This is a genomic window from Metabacillus flavus (assembly GCF_018283675.1).
GTDB lineage: Bacteria > Bacillota > Bacilli > Bacillales > Bacillaceae > Metabacillus_B > Metabacillus_B flavus.
In genome coordinates, this window is sequence record NZ_JAGVRK010000001.1 from 349803 (window position 1) to 368654 (window position 18852).

The window sequence follows — 18852 nt, forward strand, 5'->3', positions numbered from 1 at the left end:
CCATGTGGTGCACAATTAACGGACGCACTTCGATTTTGTTTAGTTTTGAGAGATCATTCTCTCTATAAACTTGTTCTTTGAAAACTAGATAACGATATGAATGTCAAACATTCACACGAGTAAGCAAGTAACCTTACGATTTTCTTCTGCGCTTGCGTATGAAGAGAACATCAAGTCTGAAAACATCTGTTTTCAGCTCTAACGAAGATAACTTCCGTTATCAGGTTAAGTTAGAAAGGGCGCACGGTGGATGCCTTGGCACTAGGAGCCGATGAAGGACGGTACGAACACCGATATGCTTCGGGGAGCTGTAAGTAAGCGTTGATCCGGAGATTTCCGAATGGGGAAACCCGCTGCTCGTAATGGAGCAGCATCCTGATCTGAATACATAGGATCTGGAAGGCAGACCCGGGGAACTGAAACATCTAAGTACCCGGAGGAAGAGAAAGCAATAGCGATTCCCTGAGTAGCGGCGAGCGAAACGGGATTAGCCCAAACCAGAAGGCTTGCCTTCTGGGGTTGTAGGACACTCAACACGGAGTTACAAAGGAACGGGGTAGAAGAAGCGGTCTGGAAAGGCCCGCCAAAGAAGGTAACAGCCCTGTAGTCGAAACTTCGTTCCCTCCTGAGTGGATCCTGAGTACGGCGGGACACGAGAAATCCCGTCGGAAGCAGGGAGGACCATCTCCCAAGGCTAAATACTCCCTAGTGACCGATAGTGAACCAGTACCGTGAGGGAAAGGTGAAAAGCACCCCGGAAGGGGAGTGAAACAGATCCTGAAACCGTGTGCCTACAAGTAGTCAGAGCCCGTTAACGGGTGATGGCGTGCCTTTTGTAGAATGAACCGGCGAGTTACGATTACGTGCAAGGTTAAGTTGAAAAGACGGAGCCGCAGCGAAAGCGAGTCTGAATAGGGCGATTGAGTACGTGGTCGTAGACCCGAAACCAGGTGATCTACCCATGTCCAGGGTGAAGTTCAGGTAACACTGAATGGAGGCCCGAACCCACGCACGTTGAAAAGTGCGGGGATGAGGTGTGGGTAGCGGAGAAATTCCAATCGAACCTGGAGATAGCTGGTTCTCTCCGAAATAGCTTTAGGGCTAGCCTCATAGTAAGAGTCTTGGAGGTAGAGCACTGATTGGACTAGGGGCCCTCATCGGGTTACCGAATTCAGTCAAACTCCGAATGCCAAAGACTTATCTATGGGAGTCAGACTGCGAGTGATAAGATCCGTAGTCGAAAGGGAAACAGCCCAGACCACCAGCTAAGGTCCCCAAGTATCCGTTAAGTGGAAAAGGATGTGGGGTTGCTTAGACAACCAGGATGTTGGCTTAGAAGCAGCCACCATTTAAAGAGTGCGTAATAGCTCACTGGTCGAGTGACCCTGCGCCGAAAATGTACCGGGGCTAAACGGATCACCGAAGCTGTGGACTGTTCTTACGAACAGTGGTAGGAGAGCGTTCTAAGGGCTGAGAAGCCAGACCGGAAGGACTGGTGGAGCGCTTAGAAGTGAGAATGCCGGTATGAGTAGCGAAAGAGGGGTGAGAATCCCCTCCACCGAATGCCTAAGGTTTCCTGAGGAAGGCTCGTCCGCTCAGGGTTAGTCGGGACCTAAGCCGAGGCCGAAAGGCGTAGGCGATGGACAACAGGTTGAGATTCCTGTACCACCTCTTTTCCGTTTGAGCAATGGAGGGACGCAGGAGGATAGGGTAAGCGCGCTGTTGGATATGCGCGTCCAAGCAGGTAGGCTCAAGGGATAGGCAAATCCGTCCCTTGGTTAAGGCTGAGCTGTGATGGCGAGGGAAATTAAGTACCGAAGTTCCTGATTCCACACTGCCTAGAAAAGCTTCTAGCGAGGAAAATGGTGCCCGTACCGCAAACCGACACAGGTAGGCGAGGAGAGAATCCTAAGGTGATCGAGAGAACTCTCGTTAAGGAACTCGGCAAAATGACCCCGTAACTTCGGGAGAAGGGGTGCTCTTTAGGGTGAATAGCCTTGAAGAGCCGCAGTGAATAGGCCCAGGCGACTGTTTAGCAAAAACACAGGTCTCTGCGAAGCCGCAAGGCGAAGTATAGGGGCTGACGCCTGCCCGGTGCTGGAAGGTTAAGAGGAGAGGTTAGCGCAAGCGAAGCTTTGAATTGAAGCCCCAGTAAACGGCGGCCGTAACTATAACGGTCCTAAGGTAGCGAAATTCCTTGTCGGGTAAGTTCCGACCCGCACGAAAGGCGTAACGATCTGGGCACTGTCTCAACGAGAGACTCGGTGAAATTATAGTACCTGTGAAGATGCAGGTTACCCGCGACAGGACGGAAAGACCCCGTGGAGCTTTACTGCAGCCTGATATTGAATTTTGGCACAGCTTGTACAGGATAGGTAGGAGCCTTGGAAACCGGAGCGCCAGCTTCGGTGGAGGCATTGGTGGGATACTACCCTGGCTGTGTTGAACTTCTAACCCGCGGCCCTGATCGGGCCGGGAGACAGTGTCAGGCGGGCAGTTTGACTGGGGCGGTCGCCTCCTAAAATGTAACGGAGGCGCCCAAAGGTTCCCTCAGAATGGTTGGAAATCATTCGCAGAGTGTAAAGGCACAAGGGAGCTTGACTGCGAGACCTACAAGTCGAGCAGGGACGAAAGTCGGGCTTAGTGATCCGGTGGTTCCGCATGGAAGGGCCATCGCTCAACGGATAAAAGCTACCCCGGGGATAACAGGCTTATCTCCCCAAGAGTCCACATCGACGGGGAGGTTTGGCACCTCGATGTCGGCTCATCGCATCCTGGGGCTGTAGTCGGTCCCAAGGGTTGGGCTGTTCGCCCATTAAAGCGGTACGCGAGCTGGGTTCAGAACGTCGTGAGACAGTTCGGTCCCTATCCGTCGCGGGCGCAGGAAATTTGAGAGGAGCTGTCCTTAGTACGAGAGGACCGGGATGGACGCACCGCTGGTGTACCAGTTGTCTTGCCAAAGGCATCGCTGGGTAGCTATGTGCGGACGGGATAAGTGCTGAAAGCATCTAAGCATGAAGCCCCCTCAAGATGAGATTTCCCATCGCAAGAGTAAGACCCCTGGAAGATGACCAGGTTGATAGGTTCGAGGTGGAAGCGTGGTGACACGTGCAGCTGACGAATACTAATCGGTCGAGGACTTAACCTTTATTCAAGTAAGGCTGCTTTACTCGTGCAGCAATCGTTATCTAGTTTTGAAAGAGCAATCTTTCAACATATATCTGGTAATTATGGCAGAGAGGTCACACCCGTTCCCATACCGAACACGGAAGTTAAGCTCTTTAGCGCCGATGGTAGTTGGGGGTTTCCCCCTGTGAGAGTAGGACGTTGCCAGGTACATGAGAAAAAGGCTTGCCCCTTGGGGTGAGCCTTTTTTTGTTTGGGTTTTGGGAAGGTGCGGATTAGGCAGGAGGTGCTTGGACTCCGGATCCACCTTGGGTTGGTGAATACTCATTACAGATGGACTTTGTTTTAGGGGGATCTGGGATACGCTTTAGCTGGAAGAAGGAAGAGGGAAGTCGGATACTCGATCCGGATGGCACCGCTATTCCGCTAGAAATGCCGATTGGTGAGATTTTCGATAATAAATGGTCCGATTTCGATAATATATGAAGTTTTTCAATAATAAATCTTGTCCGATCATAATACTGATCGTAACGCCCAATATAGTGACACATCTCACTTAGCAACTCTGTCGAACCACGTCGAAAAGTAGATATCAGCTCCATTTCGGTCGATAAATCGAAATAATAGCCGATATATCATGATTTGGGACGATATATTAAAATTTCGGTCGATATCCGCTCAAAATAGCCGATATCTTTCCTGCTGCCCCCAAATGACGTATTTAAACACCAAATTCAGCTCCATTCTCCTTCCCGGTTCCCTTAACTGAGTCGCGAGGCTGAACCCTATCAACTGTTTTGAACAAAAGTGGTCGAGTTTTAATTAAAAACCACCATCATAATCATCTCCTCCTAAAGAAGGCACCCCACAGATATTCCTGATAACACCAGACCCTCCCAATAAACACCACCTCTCATTTACAAAAAATCGCCGATAAACTTCCACAATCCCAGAAATACCTAAATAATACACCGCAGCTGCCTCATTAAAATCACTTTAAAAATTCCTAATCCCCATTTGTCCCCTCCACCAATCCCTATTATAATGAAACAAACAGAGGTGAAAATCGGATGTCCGCAAAAATAAGCAAGCAAGACGAAGAATTGATCCTGGCTGCAAAAGAAATCATTAGTGAACATTACGATTACGGGAAGCATCATGTCGGCGCAGCGCTCCGAACAGCTTCCGGAGAAATCATCAGGGCTGTTCACATTGAAGCATACATTGGAAGGGTTACGGTTTGTGCAGAAGCTATTGCGATTGGGAAAGCTATTTCAGAGGGCTTTCGGGAGTTTGAGTCGATTGTGGCGGTTCGGCACCCCGGCCTGGATGAGCATGATCGTGAAATCAAGGTTGTTGCGCCGTGCGGAATGTGCAGGGAACTGATCGGGGATTACGGGGAGAATATGAAGGTTATTTTAGATACGAAAGACGGTCTTACAAAACTAAGCATTCAAGAACTGCTTCCCCTTAAATATACGAGACCGACTGAAACGTAAATTTGCTGCTAAGATAAAAGAGGGATAATTAAATGACTGATAAACCAACAAAAAAGAAATTTGAGGTTGCTGAGAATGAGAGCATCGGTGCTGTTCTCGACCGCATGAAGGAAGAGGGATATGCTCCTGTACGCAGAATGGAGGAACCCATCTTTAAAGAAGTAAAAGAGAATGGACAAACGCAGATTGTTCCAGCAGGAAGAAGGATTGTATTTGAAGGGAAATTACTCTAAACCCGAACGATATATCTCTTTAGTGCAGTAATGTTCGATATTTTGTGTTGACATGTTACAAAATCTCTTGTTATGATATAGATGAAAATAACGACGAAGCCTTCATATAAATTTGGGGATATGGCCCAAGAGTTTCTACCCGGACACCGTAAATGACCGGACTATGAGGGAAAGTGGATTAACCAGCGTAGTGGATATACATACTATGCCCGGTTCGTATTGCTTTCTCTTAAGCATACGGCCGGGCTTTTTTCATTTTAGGAGAGCGGGGGAGCGCAGTGATTGAACAAGTTGGAGTCATTATGGGAAGCCAGTCGGATTGGGAAACAATGAGGCATGCGTGCGAGCTGCTGGATGAACTTGAGATTTTTTATGAAAAAAAAGTCGTATCTGCTCACCGGACACCTGAGCTCATGTTTGAATATGCGGAATCAGCCAGGGAACGGGGGCTGAAAGTCATTATTGCAGGTGCAGGCGGCGCTGCCCACCTTCCTGGAATGGTCGCTGCAAAGACAACCCTGCCAGTAATCGGCGTACCGGTTCAGTCAAAGGCTCTTAACGGACTTGATTCACTCCTTTCCATTGTGCAAATGCCTGGAGGCGTTCCCGTTGCAACGGTAGCAATTGGTAAAGCTGGTGCTGTGAATGCGGCACTGCTTGCGGCACAGATTCTCTCCCTGACAGACGGCAGGATTGAAGCAGCTCTTGCCAAACGGAGAGAGGATACCCGCCAGGCCGTGCTCGAAAGCAGTGATGCTCTTGTATAAGCAAATTTTACCCGGACAGACGATCGGCATCATTGGCGGAGGACAGCTGGGACGGATGATGGCATTGGATGCGAAAAATATGGGCTATCGCATCGCAGTTCTTGATCCTGCAGCGGATAGTCCATGCGGGCAGGCTGCAGACATTGAAATCACCGCCGCCTACAGCGATTTAAACGCCATTAAGCAGCTTGCCGCTGTGAGTGACGTCATCACATATGAATTTGAAAACATCGATTATGATACTCTCGTGTGGCTTGAAAATAACGCTTATCTTCCGCAGGGGAGCCGGCTGCTCTCACTGACCCAGGACAGGCAAACAGAAAAAGAAGCCATTCATGAAAGCGGCTGTCAGGTGGCGCCCTACAGGATCCTTGAGAACGGCAACGGTCTTGAGGATGCGCTTGAAGATATCGGTTTCCCTGCCGTTTTAAAAACATGCAGAGGGGGCTACGATGGTAAAGGGCAGGCGGTAATCAAGAGTCCAGCTGATATAGAAGAGGCTGAAAAACTGCTGAATCTGGGGAAATGCATTCTTGAAAAATGGGTTCCCTTTGAGAAAGAGCTTTCCATCATTGTCACAAGAAACCCGAGCGGGGATGTAAAGGTCTTTCCGGCAGCTGAGAATGTTCACCGTGAGAACATCCTTCATCTAAGCATAGTTCCAGCGAGAATAACAGCCGACATCGAAAAAAGGGCAAAAGATGCTGCGTTAAAGCTTGCTGAACGCTTTGAATTGGTTGGAACACTGGCTGTTGAAATGTTTTTGACTGAGGATGGAGAGATCTTCATCAATGAATTGGCGCCGAGGCCGCATAATTCAGGCCATTACACGATGGATTTGTGCGAAACCTCCCAGTTTGAACAGCATATCCGCTCCGTTTGTAATTTACCGCTTGGAAGAACAGATTTATTGAAAAAAGGCCTGATGGTGAACGTATTAGGCGAACATCTCGAAGCTGTTTTAAATAATCTTTCGTTTTTAGATGAAGCTGCGTTATACTTGTACGGTAAAAAGGAAAACAAGCCAAAGAGAAAAATGGGGCATGTTACCTTTAAAACGGACGTCATTGAAGAAACGATGGAGAAAATATCAAATCAGTGGGGTCAATAGGAGAACGGAGGATTTACGATGATCGAACGTTATACAAGGCCGGAAATGGGAGCCATCTGGACAGAGGAAAACCGTTTCCAGGCGTGGCTTGAGGTAGAAATTCTTGCTTGTGAAGCATGGGCTGAGCTTGGGGTCATCCCTAAGGAAGATACAGTGCTTCTGCGTGAGAATGCTTCCTTTGACATTAACCGCATTAAAGAGATTGAAGAGGAAACAAGACATGATGTCGTTGCCTTTACAAGAGCGGTTTCTGAAACACTTGGCGAAGAGCGGAAATGGGTCCATTACGGACTTACTTCTACAGATGTTGTGGATACAGCGCTATCTTACCTTCTGAAGCAAGCGAATGATATTTTAAGAGCAGACCTCGAGCGCTTTGTAGAGATTCTTAAAAACAAAGCGATTGAACACAAATATACGGTGATGATGGGCCGCACGCACGGTGTCCATGCAGAGCCGACGACATTCGGTCTGAAGCTTGGCCTGTGGTATGAGGAAATGAAACGGAACCTGGAGCGTTTTAACCGTTCTGCGGAAGGCATTGAATTTGGAAAAATGTCAGGCGCGGTTGGAACATATGCGAACATCGATCCGTTTGTTGAAAAATATGTGTGCGAGAAGCTTGGTCTTCAGGCAGCACCGATCTCGACTCAAACCCTTCAGCGCGACCGCCACGCTGATTATATGAGCACCCTTGCACTGATCGCAACATCAATTGAAAAGTTCGCCGTAGAAGTACGTGGACTTCAGAAGAGCGAAACGCGCGAAGTAGAGGAATTTTTCGCAAAAGGGCAGAAGGGCTCCTCGGCCATGCCGCATAAACGCAATCCAATCGGATCGGAAAATATGACTGGGCTTGCCCGTGTCATCCGCGGCTACATGATGACGGCTTATGAAAATGTTCCGCTATGGCATGAACGCGATATTTCCCACTCCTCTGCAGAACGGATCATTTTGCCGGATGCAACTATTGCACTGAACTATATGCTGAACCGCTTCGGAAATATCATTAAGAACCTGACCGTGTTCCCTGAAAACATGAAGCGCAACATGGATCGTACCCTTGGGCTGATTTACTCCCAGCGTGTCCTGCTTGCTCTTATCGACTCAGGCATGGCTCGTGAAGCAGCGTACGATCTTGTTCAGCCGAAAGCAATGGAGGCTTGGGAAACACAAGTCCATTTCCGCACATTAGTAGAAGCAGATCCGGCCGTTAACGAACGGTTAACACCAGCAGTAATCGATGACTGCTTCGATTACAACTACCACTTGAAAAATGTAGATGCCATTTTTAACAGGCTCGGTCTATAAAAACTGAAGGGGCAAAGCAAAACTTTGCTTCTTTCCAATCTTAATATTCCCAATATTCCGACTACAGGAGGGTGAAATTAATGGAACTGCTTTATGAGGGAAAAGCGAAGCGCATTTACAGAACTGAGCGTGAGGGTGAATTTCTTGTTTCCTATAAAGACTCCGCTACGGCATTTAACGGAGAGAAAAAAACAGAGATTACCGGAAAAGGCCGATTGAACAACGAGATTTCCGTTCTGATTTTTGAAAAGCTCAAAGAAGCGGGCATTGCCAACCACCTGATCCGCAAAGTTTCTGAAACCGAGCAGCTGGTAGAGGAAGTCACCATTATTCCGCTTGAAGTCGTTGTACGGAACACCGTCGCCGGAAGTATGGCGAAGCGTCTCGGCATAAAAGAAGGAACACCAATCCCTGAACCGATTGTTGAGTTTTACTACAAGGATGATGCGCTCGGAGATCCGCTTATTACAGAGAGCCATATCAAACTATTGAATGCGGCAACACCGGAACAAACCGAAGAACTGAAAACAAAAGCCCTCAAAGTAAACGACGTTCTCATTCCATATTTTGCAGAGAGAAATGTAAGACTGATAGACTTTAAGCTTGAATTCGGCCTCCGAAAAGACGGAACGATTTTGCTGGCGGATGAAATTTCCCCTGATACATGCCGCCTGTGGGACAAAGAGACAAACGAAAAGTTTGATAAAGACGTGTTCCGCCGGGATCTTGGCAGTTTAACTGAAGCGTACGAAGAAATCTTAAAACGATTGGGAGGACCCGCACATGTATAAAGTGAAGGTGTATGTCAGTTTAAGAGAAAGTATTTTGGATCCGCAGGGGAACGCCGTTAAGAATGCGCTGCACAGCATGTCCTATCGTGAGGTTCAGGACGTCCGCATCGGGAAATACATGGAGCTGATGATCGAGAAAACCGACCGTCCGCTTGAGGAAACCGTGAAGGAAATGTGTGAAAAGCTTTTAGCAAATACGGTCATTGAAGACTACCGCTTTGAAGCAGAGGAGGTTGTCGTTCAGTGAAATTCGCAGTGATTGTTTTTCCCGGCTCCAACTGTGACGTGGATATGTATCATGCGATCAAGGATGAGCTTGGAGAAGAAGCAGAGTATGTTTGGCACGACGAAAACGATTTGAGCGGATTTGACGGCATTCTTCTTCCAGGAGGATTCTCCTACGGCGATTACCTGCGCTCCGGCTCCATTGCTCATTTTTCAAATGTCATGGCAGAAGTGAAAAAGGCAGCGGAACAAGGAAAGCCGGTGCTTGGCGTCTGCAACGGATTTCAAATTCTCCTTGAAGCAGGTCTGCTTCCGGGTGCGATGAAACGGAATGAGGGGCTGAAATTTAAGTGCGAACCTGCCTCTTTGAAGGTGGTCAATGCCAAAACCCTGTTCACATCCGGCTATACAGAAAACCAGGTCATCTCTGTACCGATTGCTCACGGCGAAGGGAATTATTTCTGCGACGAGCTGACGCTGAAAAGGCTGAACGATAATAGTCAAATTGTTTTTACGTACAGTGAAAATCCGAATGGAAGTCTCGAGGATATTGCAGGGATTGTCAATGAACGCGGCAATGTTCTCGGCATGATGCCTCACCCTGAGCGCGCTGTGGATTCTATGCTTGGAAGCTCGGACGGCATCAAGCTGTTTCAATCGATCGTAAAAAACTGGAGGGAAGCACATGTCACTACTTCTTGAGCCAAATCCTGAACAAATCAAAGCTGAAAAAGTGTATCAGCAAATGGGAATCAGCGATGAAGAATTTGCGATGGTTGAATCCATTCTCGGACGCCTTCCCAACTATACGGAAACGGGAATTTTCTCTGTTATGTGGTCTGAGCACTGCAGCTATAAAAACTCCAAGCCGATTCTAAAAAAGTTCCCTGTCACAGGCGAGCATGTTCTGCAGGGACCCGGCGAGGGAGCGGGGATTGTCGATATCGGCGATAACCAGGCGGTTGTTTTTAAAATCGAGAGCCATAATCACCCTTCTGCTGTTGAGCCTTATCAAGGCGCTGCAACGGGTGTCGGCGGCATCATCCGTGATGTGTTCTCGATGGGAGCACGTCCGATCGCCCTATTAAACTCGCTGAGATTCGGTGAACTGAAAACACCGCGCGTAAAGTATTTGTTTGAAGAAGTAGTAGCAGGAATCGCCGGTTACGGAAACTGCATCGGTATTCCAACCGTTGGCGGCGAAATCCAGTTTGATGCCTCCTATGAAGGAAACCCGCTTGTGAACGCGATGTGTGTCGGACTCATTGACCACAAGGATATAAAGAAAGGCCAGGCGAAAGGAGTCGGCAATACCGTCATGTATGTCGGCGCGAAAACAGGCCGTGATGGAATTCATGGAGCGACATTCGCTTCAGAGGAGCTCAACGAAAAATCCGATGAAAAGCGCCCGGCCGTCCAGGTGGGGGATCCGTTCATGGAAAAGCTTCTTCTTGAAGCCTGTCTTGAAGTGATCCAAAATGATGCGCTTGTCGGCATTCAGGATATGGGTGCAGCGGGACTTACGAGTTCGTCTGCTGAAATGGCAAGCAAGGCAGGCTCAGGAATCGAAATGAACCTGGATTTGATTCCTCAGCGCGAGTACGGAATGACGCCGTATGAAATGATGCTTTCCGAATCTCAGGAGCGGATGCTGCTTGTTATTGAAAAAGGCCGTGAGCATGAGATCGAAACCATTTTTGCAAAATACGATTTAGAAGCCGTGTCAGTCGGGACGGTAACGAATGATAAAATGCTCCGCCTTGTCCATAGAGGCGAGGTCGTCGTAGAGATTCCGGTAGATGCGTTAGCAGAGGAAGCGCCGGTTTATCATAAACCTTCTTTAGTGCCAGCTTATTTCCGGGAGTTTCAGCAAATGGAAGAGACGGTTCCAGCGGTGGCAAACCTTGAAGAAATGCTGATCAGCCTCCTTAAGCAGCCGACGATTGCGAGCAAGGAATGGGTCTACAATCAATATGATTATATGGTCCGCACGAATACGGTGGTCGCACCCGGATCCGATGCTGCTGTTCTGCGCATCCGCGGAACGAAAAAGGCTCTAGCGATGACGACGGACTGCAACTCGCGCTATTTGTACCTCGATCCGGAAACGGGCGGGAAAATTGCGGTTGCAGAAGCAGCGCGGAACATCGTTTGCTCGGGAGGTACACCGCTTGCAATCACGGACTGTTTGAACTTCGGGAATCCGGAAAAGCCGGAGATCTTCTGGCAGCTTGAAAAAGCGGCGGATGGGATGAGCGAAGCATGTACAGTTCTAGGTGCTCCCGTTATTGGAGGCAACGTTTCTCTTTATAACGAAACGAACGGAACGGCGATCTATCCGACACCAGTCATCGGAATGGTCGGTCTGATTGAGGATACCGATTACATTACGACACAGGACTTCAAAGAAGCAGGCGATTTCATTTATGTGCTAGGGGAAACAAAGCCTGAATTCGGCGGAAGCGAGCTGCAAAAGCTTGTGAACGGCGAAATTTCCGGAAAAGCACCGGTGCTTGATTTAGCGGTTGAAAAAGCGCGTATGAACCTTTTATCAAAGGCAATCCGGGAAGGCCTGGTTCAATCCGCGCATGATGCAGCAGAAGGCGGACTTGCGGTTGCGCTTGCTGAGTCGGCCTTTTCAAGAAAAGGACTCGGAGCAGATGTTGAGTTAACCGGTGATGCGGTAACGGCACTGTTCAGTGAGACTCAATCGCGATATATCCTGACGGTACGTCCTGAAAATAAAGAGTGTTTCGAGGAGTTAACAAAGGCTGTAAGAATTGGCCGGGTTACGGAAAACGGAAAACTGTCCATTCGCGGAAGCCAAGGGGAACAGTGGGTGGATTTAAGCATCGAGAAGCTTGAAGACGCCTGGAGAGGAGCCATCCCATGCTTGCTGAAATCAAAGGATTAAACGAAGAGTGCGGTGTATTTGGAATCTGGGGTCATCCTGATTCGGCCCAAATTACGTACTACGGTTTGCACAGTCTGCAGCACCGCGGCCAGGAGGGAGCGGGCATTGTGACGACGGACGGCAAGACGATGGACTGTGAAAAAGGGCTCGGCCTGATTACGGATGTTTTCAACAAAGGCCAGCTAGGCGAGATGAGCGGGAAAGCAGCGATCGGCCATGTCCGGTATGCAACAGCGGGAGGAGGCGGCTTTGAAAACGTCCAGCCGCTTATGTTCCGTTCGCAAAACGGCGGTCTGGCGCTTGCCCACAACGGGAACCTGGTGAACGCGAACCATTTAAAACACCAGCTTGAAAGCCAGGGAAGTATTTTTCAGACAACGTCCGATACTGAGGTTTTAGCCCATTTGATTAAACGAAGCGGCCACTTTTCTTTAATGGATAAAGTGAAAAACGCGTTATCCATGATTAAAGGGGCTTACGCGTTTGTTATTTTAACCGAAACGGAAATGATGGTGGCGCTTGATCCGAACAGCCTCCGTCCGCTTTCGATCGGCCTGCTTGGCGATGCGTATGTGGTCGCGTCCGAGACATGTGCCTTTGATATTGTCGGAGCGGATTACCTTCGCGAGGTCCAGCCGGGTGAACTGATTATCATTAATGACGACGGCATGCAGTCCGAACGGTTCTCCATGAACAGCAACCGATCAATCTGCAGCATGGAATACATTTATTTTTCCAGACCGGACAGCAACATTGACGGAATCAACGTGCATACCGCCCGCAAAAACCTCGGCAAGCGTTTAGCACAGGAAGCGGGAGTGGAAGCAGACGTTGTGACAGGCGTGCCTGATTCCTCTATTTCAGCAGCGATCGGCTATGCAGAAGCATCCGGTATTCCGTATGAGCTCGGACTTATTAAAAACCGCTATGTCGGCCGGACATTTATCCAGCCGTCCCAGTCTTTAAGAGAGCAAGGGGTAAAAATGAAGCTTTCTGCCGTCCGCGGGGTTGTAGAAGGCAAGCGGGTCGTGATGGTCGATGATTCGATCGTCCGCGGAACAACGAGCAGACGGATCGTGCAGATGCTGAAGGAAGCGGGAGCGACTGAGGTTCACGTCCGCATCAGCTCACCGCCGATTGCGCATCCGTGCTTTTATGGAATTGATACATCGACCCATGAGGAACTGATTGCGTCTTCTCATAACGCAGAAGAGATTCGAGAATTAATCGGTGCCGACTCCATCGCTTTCATCAGTCCGGAAGGCTTGCTGGATGGAATTGGCCGCCCTTATGAAGGAGAAACAAGAGGACAGTGCATGGCGTGCTTTACCGGCCGCTATCCAACGGAAATTTATGCCGACACGCTGCTCCCTCATGAAAAAGAAGTAAAAACAGGTGCGCGATAAGGAGGAACGGACATGTCAAAAGCCTATCAGGATGCAGGAGTGAACATCGAAGCCGGCTACGAAGCGGTTTCCAGAATGAAAAAACACGTGGAGCGTACGAAACGCGAGGGTGCCATCGGTCTGCTCGGAGGCTTTGGCGGTGTCTTCGACCTGTCGGCCCTGAACTACCGGAAGCCTGTTCTCGTATCAGGCACAGACGGCGTCGGAACGAAGCTTAAGCTCGCTTTTATGGCGGATCGTCATGATACAATTGGAATTGACGCGGTGGCGATGTGCGTGAACGATATACTGGCCCAAGGTGCGGAACCGCTTTTTTTCCTTGATTATTTAGCCCTTGGAAAAGCCGACCCTGAAAAAATTGAGCAGATTGTCAAAGGGATTGCAGACGGCTGCGAGGAAGCAGGCTGCGCGCTGATCGGCGGGGAGACGGCCGAGATGCCCGGCCTGTACGCTGACGGTGAATACGATGTCGCCGGCTTTAGCGTTGGCGGAGCGGAAAAGGATGAGCTTGTGACCGGGGCAGGGATTAAACCGGGTCATGTGCTGATTGGACTCACCTCAAGCGGTCTTCACAGCAACGGCTTTTCACTCGTCCGGAAAATTCTTCTGGAAGACAGCGCACTCCAACTGAACCAGACGGTTGAGCCATTGCAAAACCCTCTTGGCGATGAGCTTTTAACACCCACAAGAATTTATGTAAAACCTGTTTTAAAAGTTTTGAAGAATGTAAAAGTTGATGGGATGGCGCATATTACCGGCGGCGGTTTTGTTGAAAACATTCCGAGGATGCTGCCGGAAGGACTGGGCGCAGAAATTGACTACGGATCATGGCCGATTCCGAAAATCTTTGACCTTCTTGAAGAAAAAGGAAGCCTGAACCGGGAAGAAATGTTCAACATTTTCAATATGGGCATCGGCTTTGTCTTTGCCATCAGTCCGGAGCGAATTCATGATGCGATCGGAATCCTTGAGGAGCATGGCGAAAAAGCCTTTATTATCGGACGGGTGAAAGAAGGTTCCGGAGTAGAATTCGGCGGTGCCGCCCTATGATCAGCCAGCCTAAAATCGCCGTTTTCGCATCAGGAAGCGGCAGTAATTTTCAAGCCATTGCAGAAAAAACGAAGAACGGGGAGCTCGATGCGGAAATTGTCCTTCTCGTCTGCGATAAGCCTGGCGCCCCTGTAATGGAAAAAGCAAGATTAGCAGGTGTTCGGGTTCTGGAGCTATCACCAAAATCATTTGAAGACAAAACAGCCTATGAAGCTGAAATTCTTGCAAACCTAGAGAAGCACGGGACCGAGTGGCTCATTCTGGCAGGCTATATGCGTCTGATCGGACCTGTTCTCCTTGATGCTTTTCCAACCAAGATTATTAATCTCCATCCCTCGCTGCTTCCGAAATTTCCAGGGAAGGATGCGATCGAACGCGCCTTCGAATCAGGTGATACGGAAACCGGCATTACGATTCATTATGTGGATGAAGGAATGGACACTGGTCCGATAATCGACCAGATGAGAGTAGCTATTCCAGAATCTCTTGAACAGCTAAAAATAAACATTCACAAGGCGGAGCACGCTTTTTTCCCCGCCGTCCTTCAGCATGTACTGAAAATCAAGACAGAGGTGAAACAACCATGACGATTAAACGAGCACTAATCAGCGTATCCAATAAAGAAAATCTAGTTCCGTTCGCGAAGCGCCTCGGGGAACTTGGGATTGAAGTGATCTCAACTGGCGGAACGAAAAAAATGCTTCAGGAAGCGGGCGTTAACGCGATTGGAATTTCTGAAGTAACCGGGTTTCCTGAAATTATGGACGGCCGCGTCAAAACCCTTCACCCGGCCATTCACGGCGGACTTCTTGCGGTAAGAGACAACGAGAGTCATATGAACCAGCTCAAAGAAAATGGTATTCAGCCGATCGACTTAGTTGTCGTGAATCTATATCCGTTTAAAGAAACGATCTCTAAGCCGGATTTCACATTCGATGAAGCCGTTGAAAACATTGATATCGGCGGTCCCGGCATGCTTCGTGCTTCGGCAAAAAATCACGGGGATGTTACGGTGATCGTAGACCCGGCTGATTATGAGACCGTTCTTGCACAAATTGAAAAAGACGGAGACACAAATCTTGAATTCAGACGCAGGCTTGCGGCGAAAGTATTCAGACACACAGCTGCCTACGATGCCTTGATTGCTGAATACATGACGTCGATTACAGGAGAAGAAAATCCCGATACCCTAACCGTTACATATGAAAAGAAACAGGATTTGCGCTACGGAGAAAATCCGCATCAGCAGGCTGTTTTCTATCAAACGCCTCTTAAACGGAAGGCATCGATTGCGGAAGCGAAGCAGCTTCACGGGAAAGAGCTTTCCTATAACAATATTAAAGATGCAGACGCTGCCCTTCAGATTGTCCGTGAATTTGAAGCCCCGGCCGCTGTTGCTGTTAAGCATATGAATCCATGCGGGGTCGGAACAGCCGATACCATTGAACAAGCGTATCAGCGCGCATTTGAAGCAGACCCTACCTCCATTTTCGGCGGGATTATCGCGTTAAATCGGGAAGTGGATGCGGCAACCGCAGGAAAGCTGCATGAAATTTTCCTCGAAATTATTATTGCTCCGACCTTTTCCAAGGAGGCATTGGAGATTCTGACGTCTAAAAAGAACCTCCGTCTCTTAACGATTGAACAGGAGGAGAAAGGAGTACCGGCTAAGCAGCTTGTCTCCGTTGCCGGAGGTATGCTGATCCAGGACGAGGATGCTTTGACTTTTGATGATGCGGTCGTTTCCATTCCGACAAAACGCGAACCGACAGAGCAGGAATGGAAGGATTTGAAGCTTGCATGGAAGGTCGTCAAGCATGTGAAATCCAACGCGATTGTTTTGGCTAAGGATGAAATGACAATTGGAATTGGGGCAGGACAGATGAACCGAGTCGGCTCTGCAAAAATTGCGATTGAACAAGCCGGAGCAAAAGCAGAAGGAAGCGCAATGGGCTCAGACGCGTTTTTCCCAATGGGCGACACAGTGGAAGCCGCAGCGAAAGCCGGCGTCACTGCCATTATTCAGCCAGGAGGCTCCATCAAAGATGAAGAATCCATCCGTGCTGCAGATGAGCATGGCATCACCATGGTATTTACAGGCATTCGCCATTTCAAGCATTAAGAAGGGAGAGCGATCCTTTTGAACGTACTCGTAATCGGACGCGGAGGCCGCGAGCATACCATCGCATGGAAGCTCGCTCAATCCGGCAGGGTGGAAAAAGTATTTGCAGCACCGGGAAATGACGGAATGACCGATTGTGCGGTAAGAGTCCCAGTAGATGAGCTTGATTTTGCTGGCCTTATTGCTTTTGCAAAAGAGAATGAAGTCGGTTTAACGGTGGTTGGTCCCGAAGTACCGCTGCTTGAAGGCATCACGGAAGCCTTTGAAAAAGAAGGGCTGAAAATTTTTGGTCCCTCGAGCGATGCCGCGATGGTGGAAGGCAGCAAGCAGTTTGCGAAAGAGCTGATGGAGAAATACGCCATTCCGACAGCGGGATACGCGGCTTTCACCTCCTATGAAGAAGCACGGGCATATGTGGAGAATAACGGGGCACCGATTGTGATCAAAGCGGACGGACTGGCAGCCGGAAAAGGGGTAACGGTTGCTCTGACAATGGAGGACGCGCTTCAGTGCCTGAAGGATTTCCTTCTCGATGAAAAGTTCGGCGAAGCGAGCCGCTCCGTTGTCATTGAGGATTTTCTGGAGGGAGAGGAATTTTCCCTCATGGCCTTCGTGAATGGAGAAAAAGTGTACCCAATGGTCATCGCCCAGGATCACAAACGGGCATTTGATGGCGACCGCGGACCGAACACAGGAGGAATGGGCGCCTACTCTCCTGTTCCGCAAATACCGGAAGAGGCTGTGGCTGAAGCAATCCGGTCCGTGCTTGAACCAGCTGCGGAGGGCCTTGTTCAAGAGGGGACGCCTTTTACAGGAATCTTATATGCAGGACTCATGCTGACGTCAGACGGCCCGAAAGTCATCGAATTTAATGCGCGCTTCGGTGATCCGGAAACACAAGCCGTTCTTCCGAGAATGAAGAGCGACCTGGTCGAAGTGATCGAAGCAGTGATGGAAGGCCGGGACTATGAAACTGAGTGGAAAGAGGAAGCCGCCGTTGCCGTGGTGCTTGCTTCAGAAGGATATCCGGAAGCGTACGAAAAAGGAACAGTGCTGAACGGACTTGCGGAAGCCGGGGGAGAAGCTGCAGTATTCCATGCAGGCACGAAACGCTCTGGAGACCGCTTCATTTCAGACGGCGGCCGGATTCTCGCTGTCTCTGCAAACGGCCGGACCATACAGGAAGCAAAGGAAAAAGCATATAAATCGATTCGATATCTGGACGGGAACGGCGTTTTTTACCGGGCGGATATTGGAGATAAAGCTTACAATGCAAAAACCTCCTTTTGAAAGGGGGTTTTTAGTAACCTCTGATGGGATATCGGTTAAAAAAAGAATACATCTGCGAAATAGGACTTATTATATGCAACTTTATTAATTATAATGAAACACTGTATTCCTAAGAACGGTTAAACTACGTCATTCGACTGTCTTTCATGCGAACCCGCTAAGCATCCTTTCGTTCTTTTGTATAACACCTGGAAGTTTTTTTCTAAGGAGGTGCGATAGCAACTTCTTAAGTAAGTGACATTTTTCTAATCAAAATCGCACTGTCTGAAATACTGTGAACTTTTTAGAAAATGCATAGAATTAACCAATCAAGAAAATCAGGGAAAAGACATGAACAGTATAATTAATTTATAAAAACCAATGTACATGAAGAATTATAAAGAAAAAATAAGAGACTTATTTAATTCATTATGAAGCACGATTTGAAAACGATACAAAATTCAGCGGGAGCTGAATGAATGGCGAGTGAAACGGAGCCGGTCTTTTTTTTGCAAGGCAAAAATCGCCTAAGCGATAAACTATGTCATTATTATGGAGTTGAATTTTATGAGCACGATGGAAGAACCTTTTTTTACAGCAGCTGTTTCACCTAACAGTAAATGGCAATGTGTTTTCGAAGACGATGGAGAAACCGGATACCTTTACCTATGCCATCTTCTTCCGAATGGGGACATGGAGGGTATAGCAGACGCCCTGTGGGTCTACAATCAAATAGTTCCACCCATCACAGATTGCCAAGAGGTTTTTATTACCTGGGCAGAGGACTCAAGCAGAGCAGCCCTCATTGTGGATGATGAATGTTGGGGGATGTTTGACTTGCAAACTAAAAGAAAATTAGAAGCAGAACGAAAGAACAATATCATTGTCCCCATTTCTTTCGAAACCTGGGAACATGGAGTTAAAAAGGACATGGGAGAAGAACTGGAGACGACAGTTCAGCATGAAAAACAAATTTTTTAAGAAAGTTCATATTTTAGGATATGAGCTTTTTTATTTCCATCCACGCC

The 18852-nt window shown here is 48.5% G+C and carries 15 protein-coding genes, 2 rRNA genes and 1 riboswitch; all 17 genes read left to right on the forward strand.

Annotation, left to right across the window (positions count from 1 at the left end):
- Positions 1-223: 223 nt before the first annotated feature.
- The 17 genes from J9317_RS01930 to J9317_RS02010 all read left to right on the forward strand — a co-directional run bounded on the left by J9317_RS01930 (position 224) and on the right by J9317_RS02010 (position 18805).
- Positions 224-3148 (forward strand): 23S ribosomal RNA (locus tag J9317_RS01930).
- Between the two features lie 72 nt (positions 3149-3220).
- A 5S ribosomal RNA gene (gene rrf, locus J9317_RS01935) occupies positions 3221-3336 on the forward strand.
- A gap of 860 nt (positions 3337-4196) precedes the next feature.
- Positions 4197-4625: a cytidine deaminase gene (locus tag J9317_RS01940; protein WP_211556047.1), complete on the forward strand. Its 429-nt coding sequence runs from the start codon at positions 4197-4199 to the stop codon at positions 4623-4625.
- Between the two features lie 32 nt (positions 4626-4657).
- Positions 4658-4858: an NETI motif-containing protein gene (locus J9317_RS01945; protein WP_211556049.1), complete on the forward strand. Its 201-nt coding sequence runs from the start codon at positions 4658-4660 to the stop codon at positions 4856-4858.
- A gap of 82 nt (positions 4859-4940) precedes the next feature.
- Positions 4941-5042: riboswitch (purine riboswitch) on the forward strand.
- Positions 5043-5160: 118 nt separating this feature from the next.
- On the forward strand, positions 5161-5625 hold the full coding sequence (gene purE, locus J9317_RS01950) for a 5-(carboxyamino)imidazole ribonucleotide mutase (protein WP_249292298.1): 465 nt from the start codon (positions 5161-5163) through the stop codon (positions 5623-5625).
- On the forward strand, positions 5612-6736 hold the full coding sequence (purK, locus tag J9317_RS01955) for a 5-(carboxyamino)imidazole ribonucleotide synthase (protein ID WP_211556053.1): 1125 nt from the start codon (positions 5612-5614) through the stop codon (positions 6734-6736). The genes purE and purK overlap by 14 nt, the downstream gene beginning before the upstream one ends.
- Before the next feature lie 18 nt (positions 6737-6754).
- Positions 6755-8047: an adenylosuccinate lyase gene (purB, locus tag J9317_RS01960; protein ID WP_211556055.1), complete on the forward strand. Its 1293-nt coding sequence runs from the start codon at positions 6755-6757 to the stop codon at positions 8045-8047.
- A 71-nt stretch (positions 8048-8118) separates the two neighbouring features.
- On the forward strand, positions 8119-8838 hold the full coding sequence (gene purC / locus J9317_RS01965) for a phosphoribosylaminoimidazolesuccinocarboxamide synthase (RefSeq protein ID WP_347880490.1): 720 nt from the start codon (positions 8119-8121) through the stop codon (positions 8836-8838).
- The gene (purS, locus tag J9317_RS01970) at positions 8831-9085 is read left to right on the forward strand and encodes a phosphoribosylformylglycinamidine synthase subunit PurS (RefSeq protein ID WP_211556059.1); all 255 of its coding nucleotides are present in this window, start codon (positions 8831-8833) and stop codon (positions 9083-9085) included. Before purC ends, purS begins: the two co-directional genes overlap by 8 nt.
- Positions 9082-9765 carry a phosphoribosylformylglycinamidine synthase subunit PurQ gene (purQ, locus tag J9317_RS01975; protein WP_211556061.1) on the forward strand — a complete coding sequence of 228 codons (684 nt, stop codon included), beginning with the start codon at positions 9082-9084 and terminating at the stop codon, positions 9763-9765. Before purS ends, purQ begins: the two co-directional genes overlap by 4 nt.
- Positions 9749-11977: a phosphoribosylformylglycinamidine synthase subunit PurL gene (gene purL, locus J9317_RS01980; protein ID WP_211556063.1), complete on the forward strand. Its 2229-nt coding sequence runs from the start codon at positions 9749-9751 to the stop codon at positions 11975-11977. Before purQ ends, purL begins: the two co-directional genes overlap by 17 nt.
- Positions 11953-13383 carry an amidophosphoribosyltransferase gene (gene purF / locus J9317_RS01985; protein ID WP_211556065.1) on the forward strand — a complete coding sequence of 477 codons (1431 nt, stop codon included), beginning with the start codon at positions 11953-11955 and terminating at the stop codon, positions 13381-13383. The genes purL and purF overlap by 25 nt, the downstream gene beginning before the upstream one ends.
- Before the next feature lie 12 nt (positions 13384-13395).
- Positions 13396-14433, forward strand: a complete 1038-nt coding sequence (gene purM, locus J9317_RS01990) for a phosphoribosylformylglycinamidine cyclo-ligase (RefSeq protein WP_211556067.1) — start codon at positions 13396-13398, stop codon at positions 14431-14433.
- The gene (gene purN / locus J9317_RS01995) at positions 14430-15020 is read left to right on the forward strand and encodes a phosphoribosylglycinamide formyltransferase (protein ID WP_211556069.1); all 591 of its coding nucleotides are present in this window, start codon (positions 14430-14432) and stop codon (positions 15018-15020) included. Before purM ends, purN begins: the two co-directional genes overlap by 4 nt.
- Complete coding sequence (purH, locus tag J9317_RS02000; protein WP_211556071.1) at positions 15017-16555, forward strand: bifunctional phosphoribosylaminoimidazolecarboxamide formyltransferase/IMP cyclohydrolase; 1539 nt, start codon at positions 15017-15019, stop codon at positions 16553-16555. Before purN ends, purH begins: the two co-directional genes overlap by 4 nt.
- 18 nt (positions 16556-16573) lie before the next feature.
- Complete coding sequence (purD, locus tag J9317_RS02005) at positions 16574-17845, forward strand: phosphoribosylamine--glycine ligase (RefSeq protein WP_211556073.1); 1272 nt, start codon at positions 16574-16576, stop codon at positions 17843-17845.
- Between the two features lie 546 nt (positions 17846-18391).
- Entirely contained in the window at positions 18392-18805 is a 414-nt protein-coding gene (locus tag J9317_RS02010; RefSeq protein WP_211556075.1) for a DUF2251 domain-containing protein, read from the forward strand.
- Positions 18806-18852: the final 47 nt, after the last annotated feature.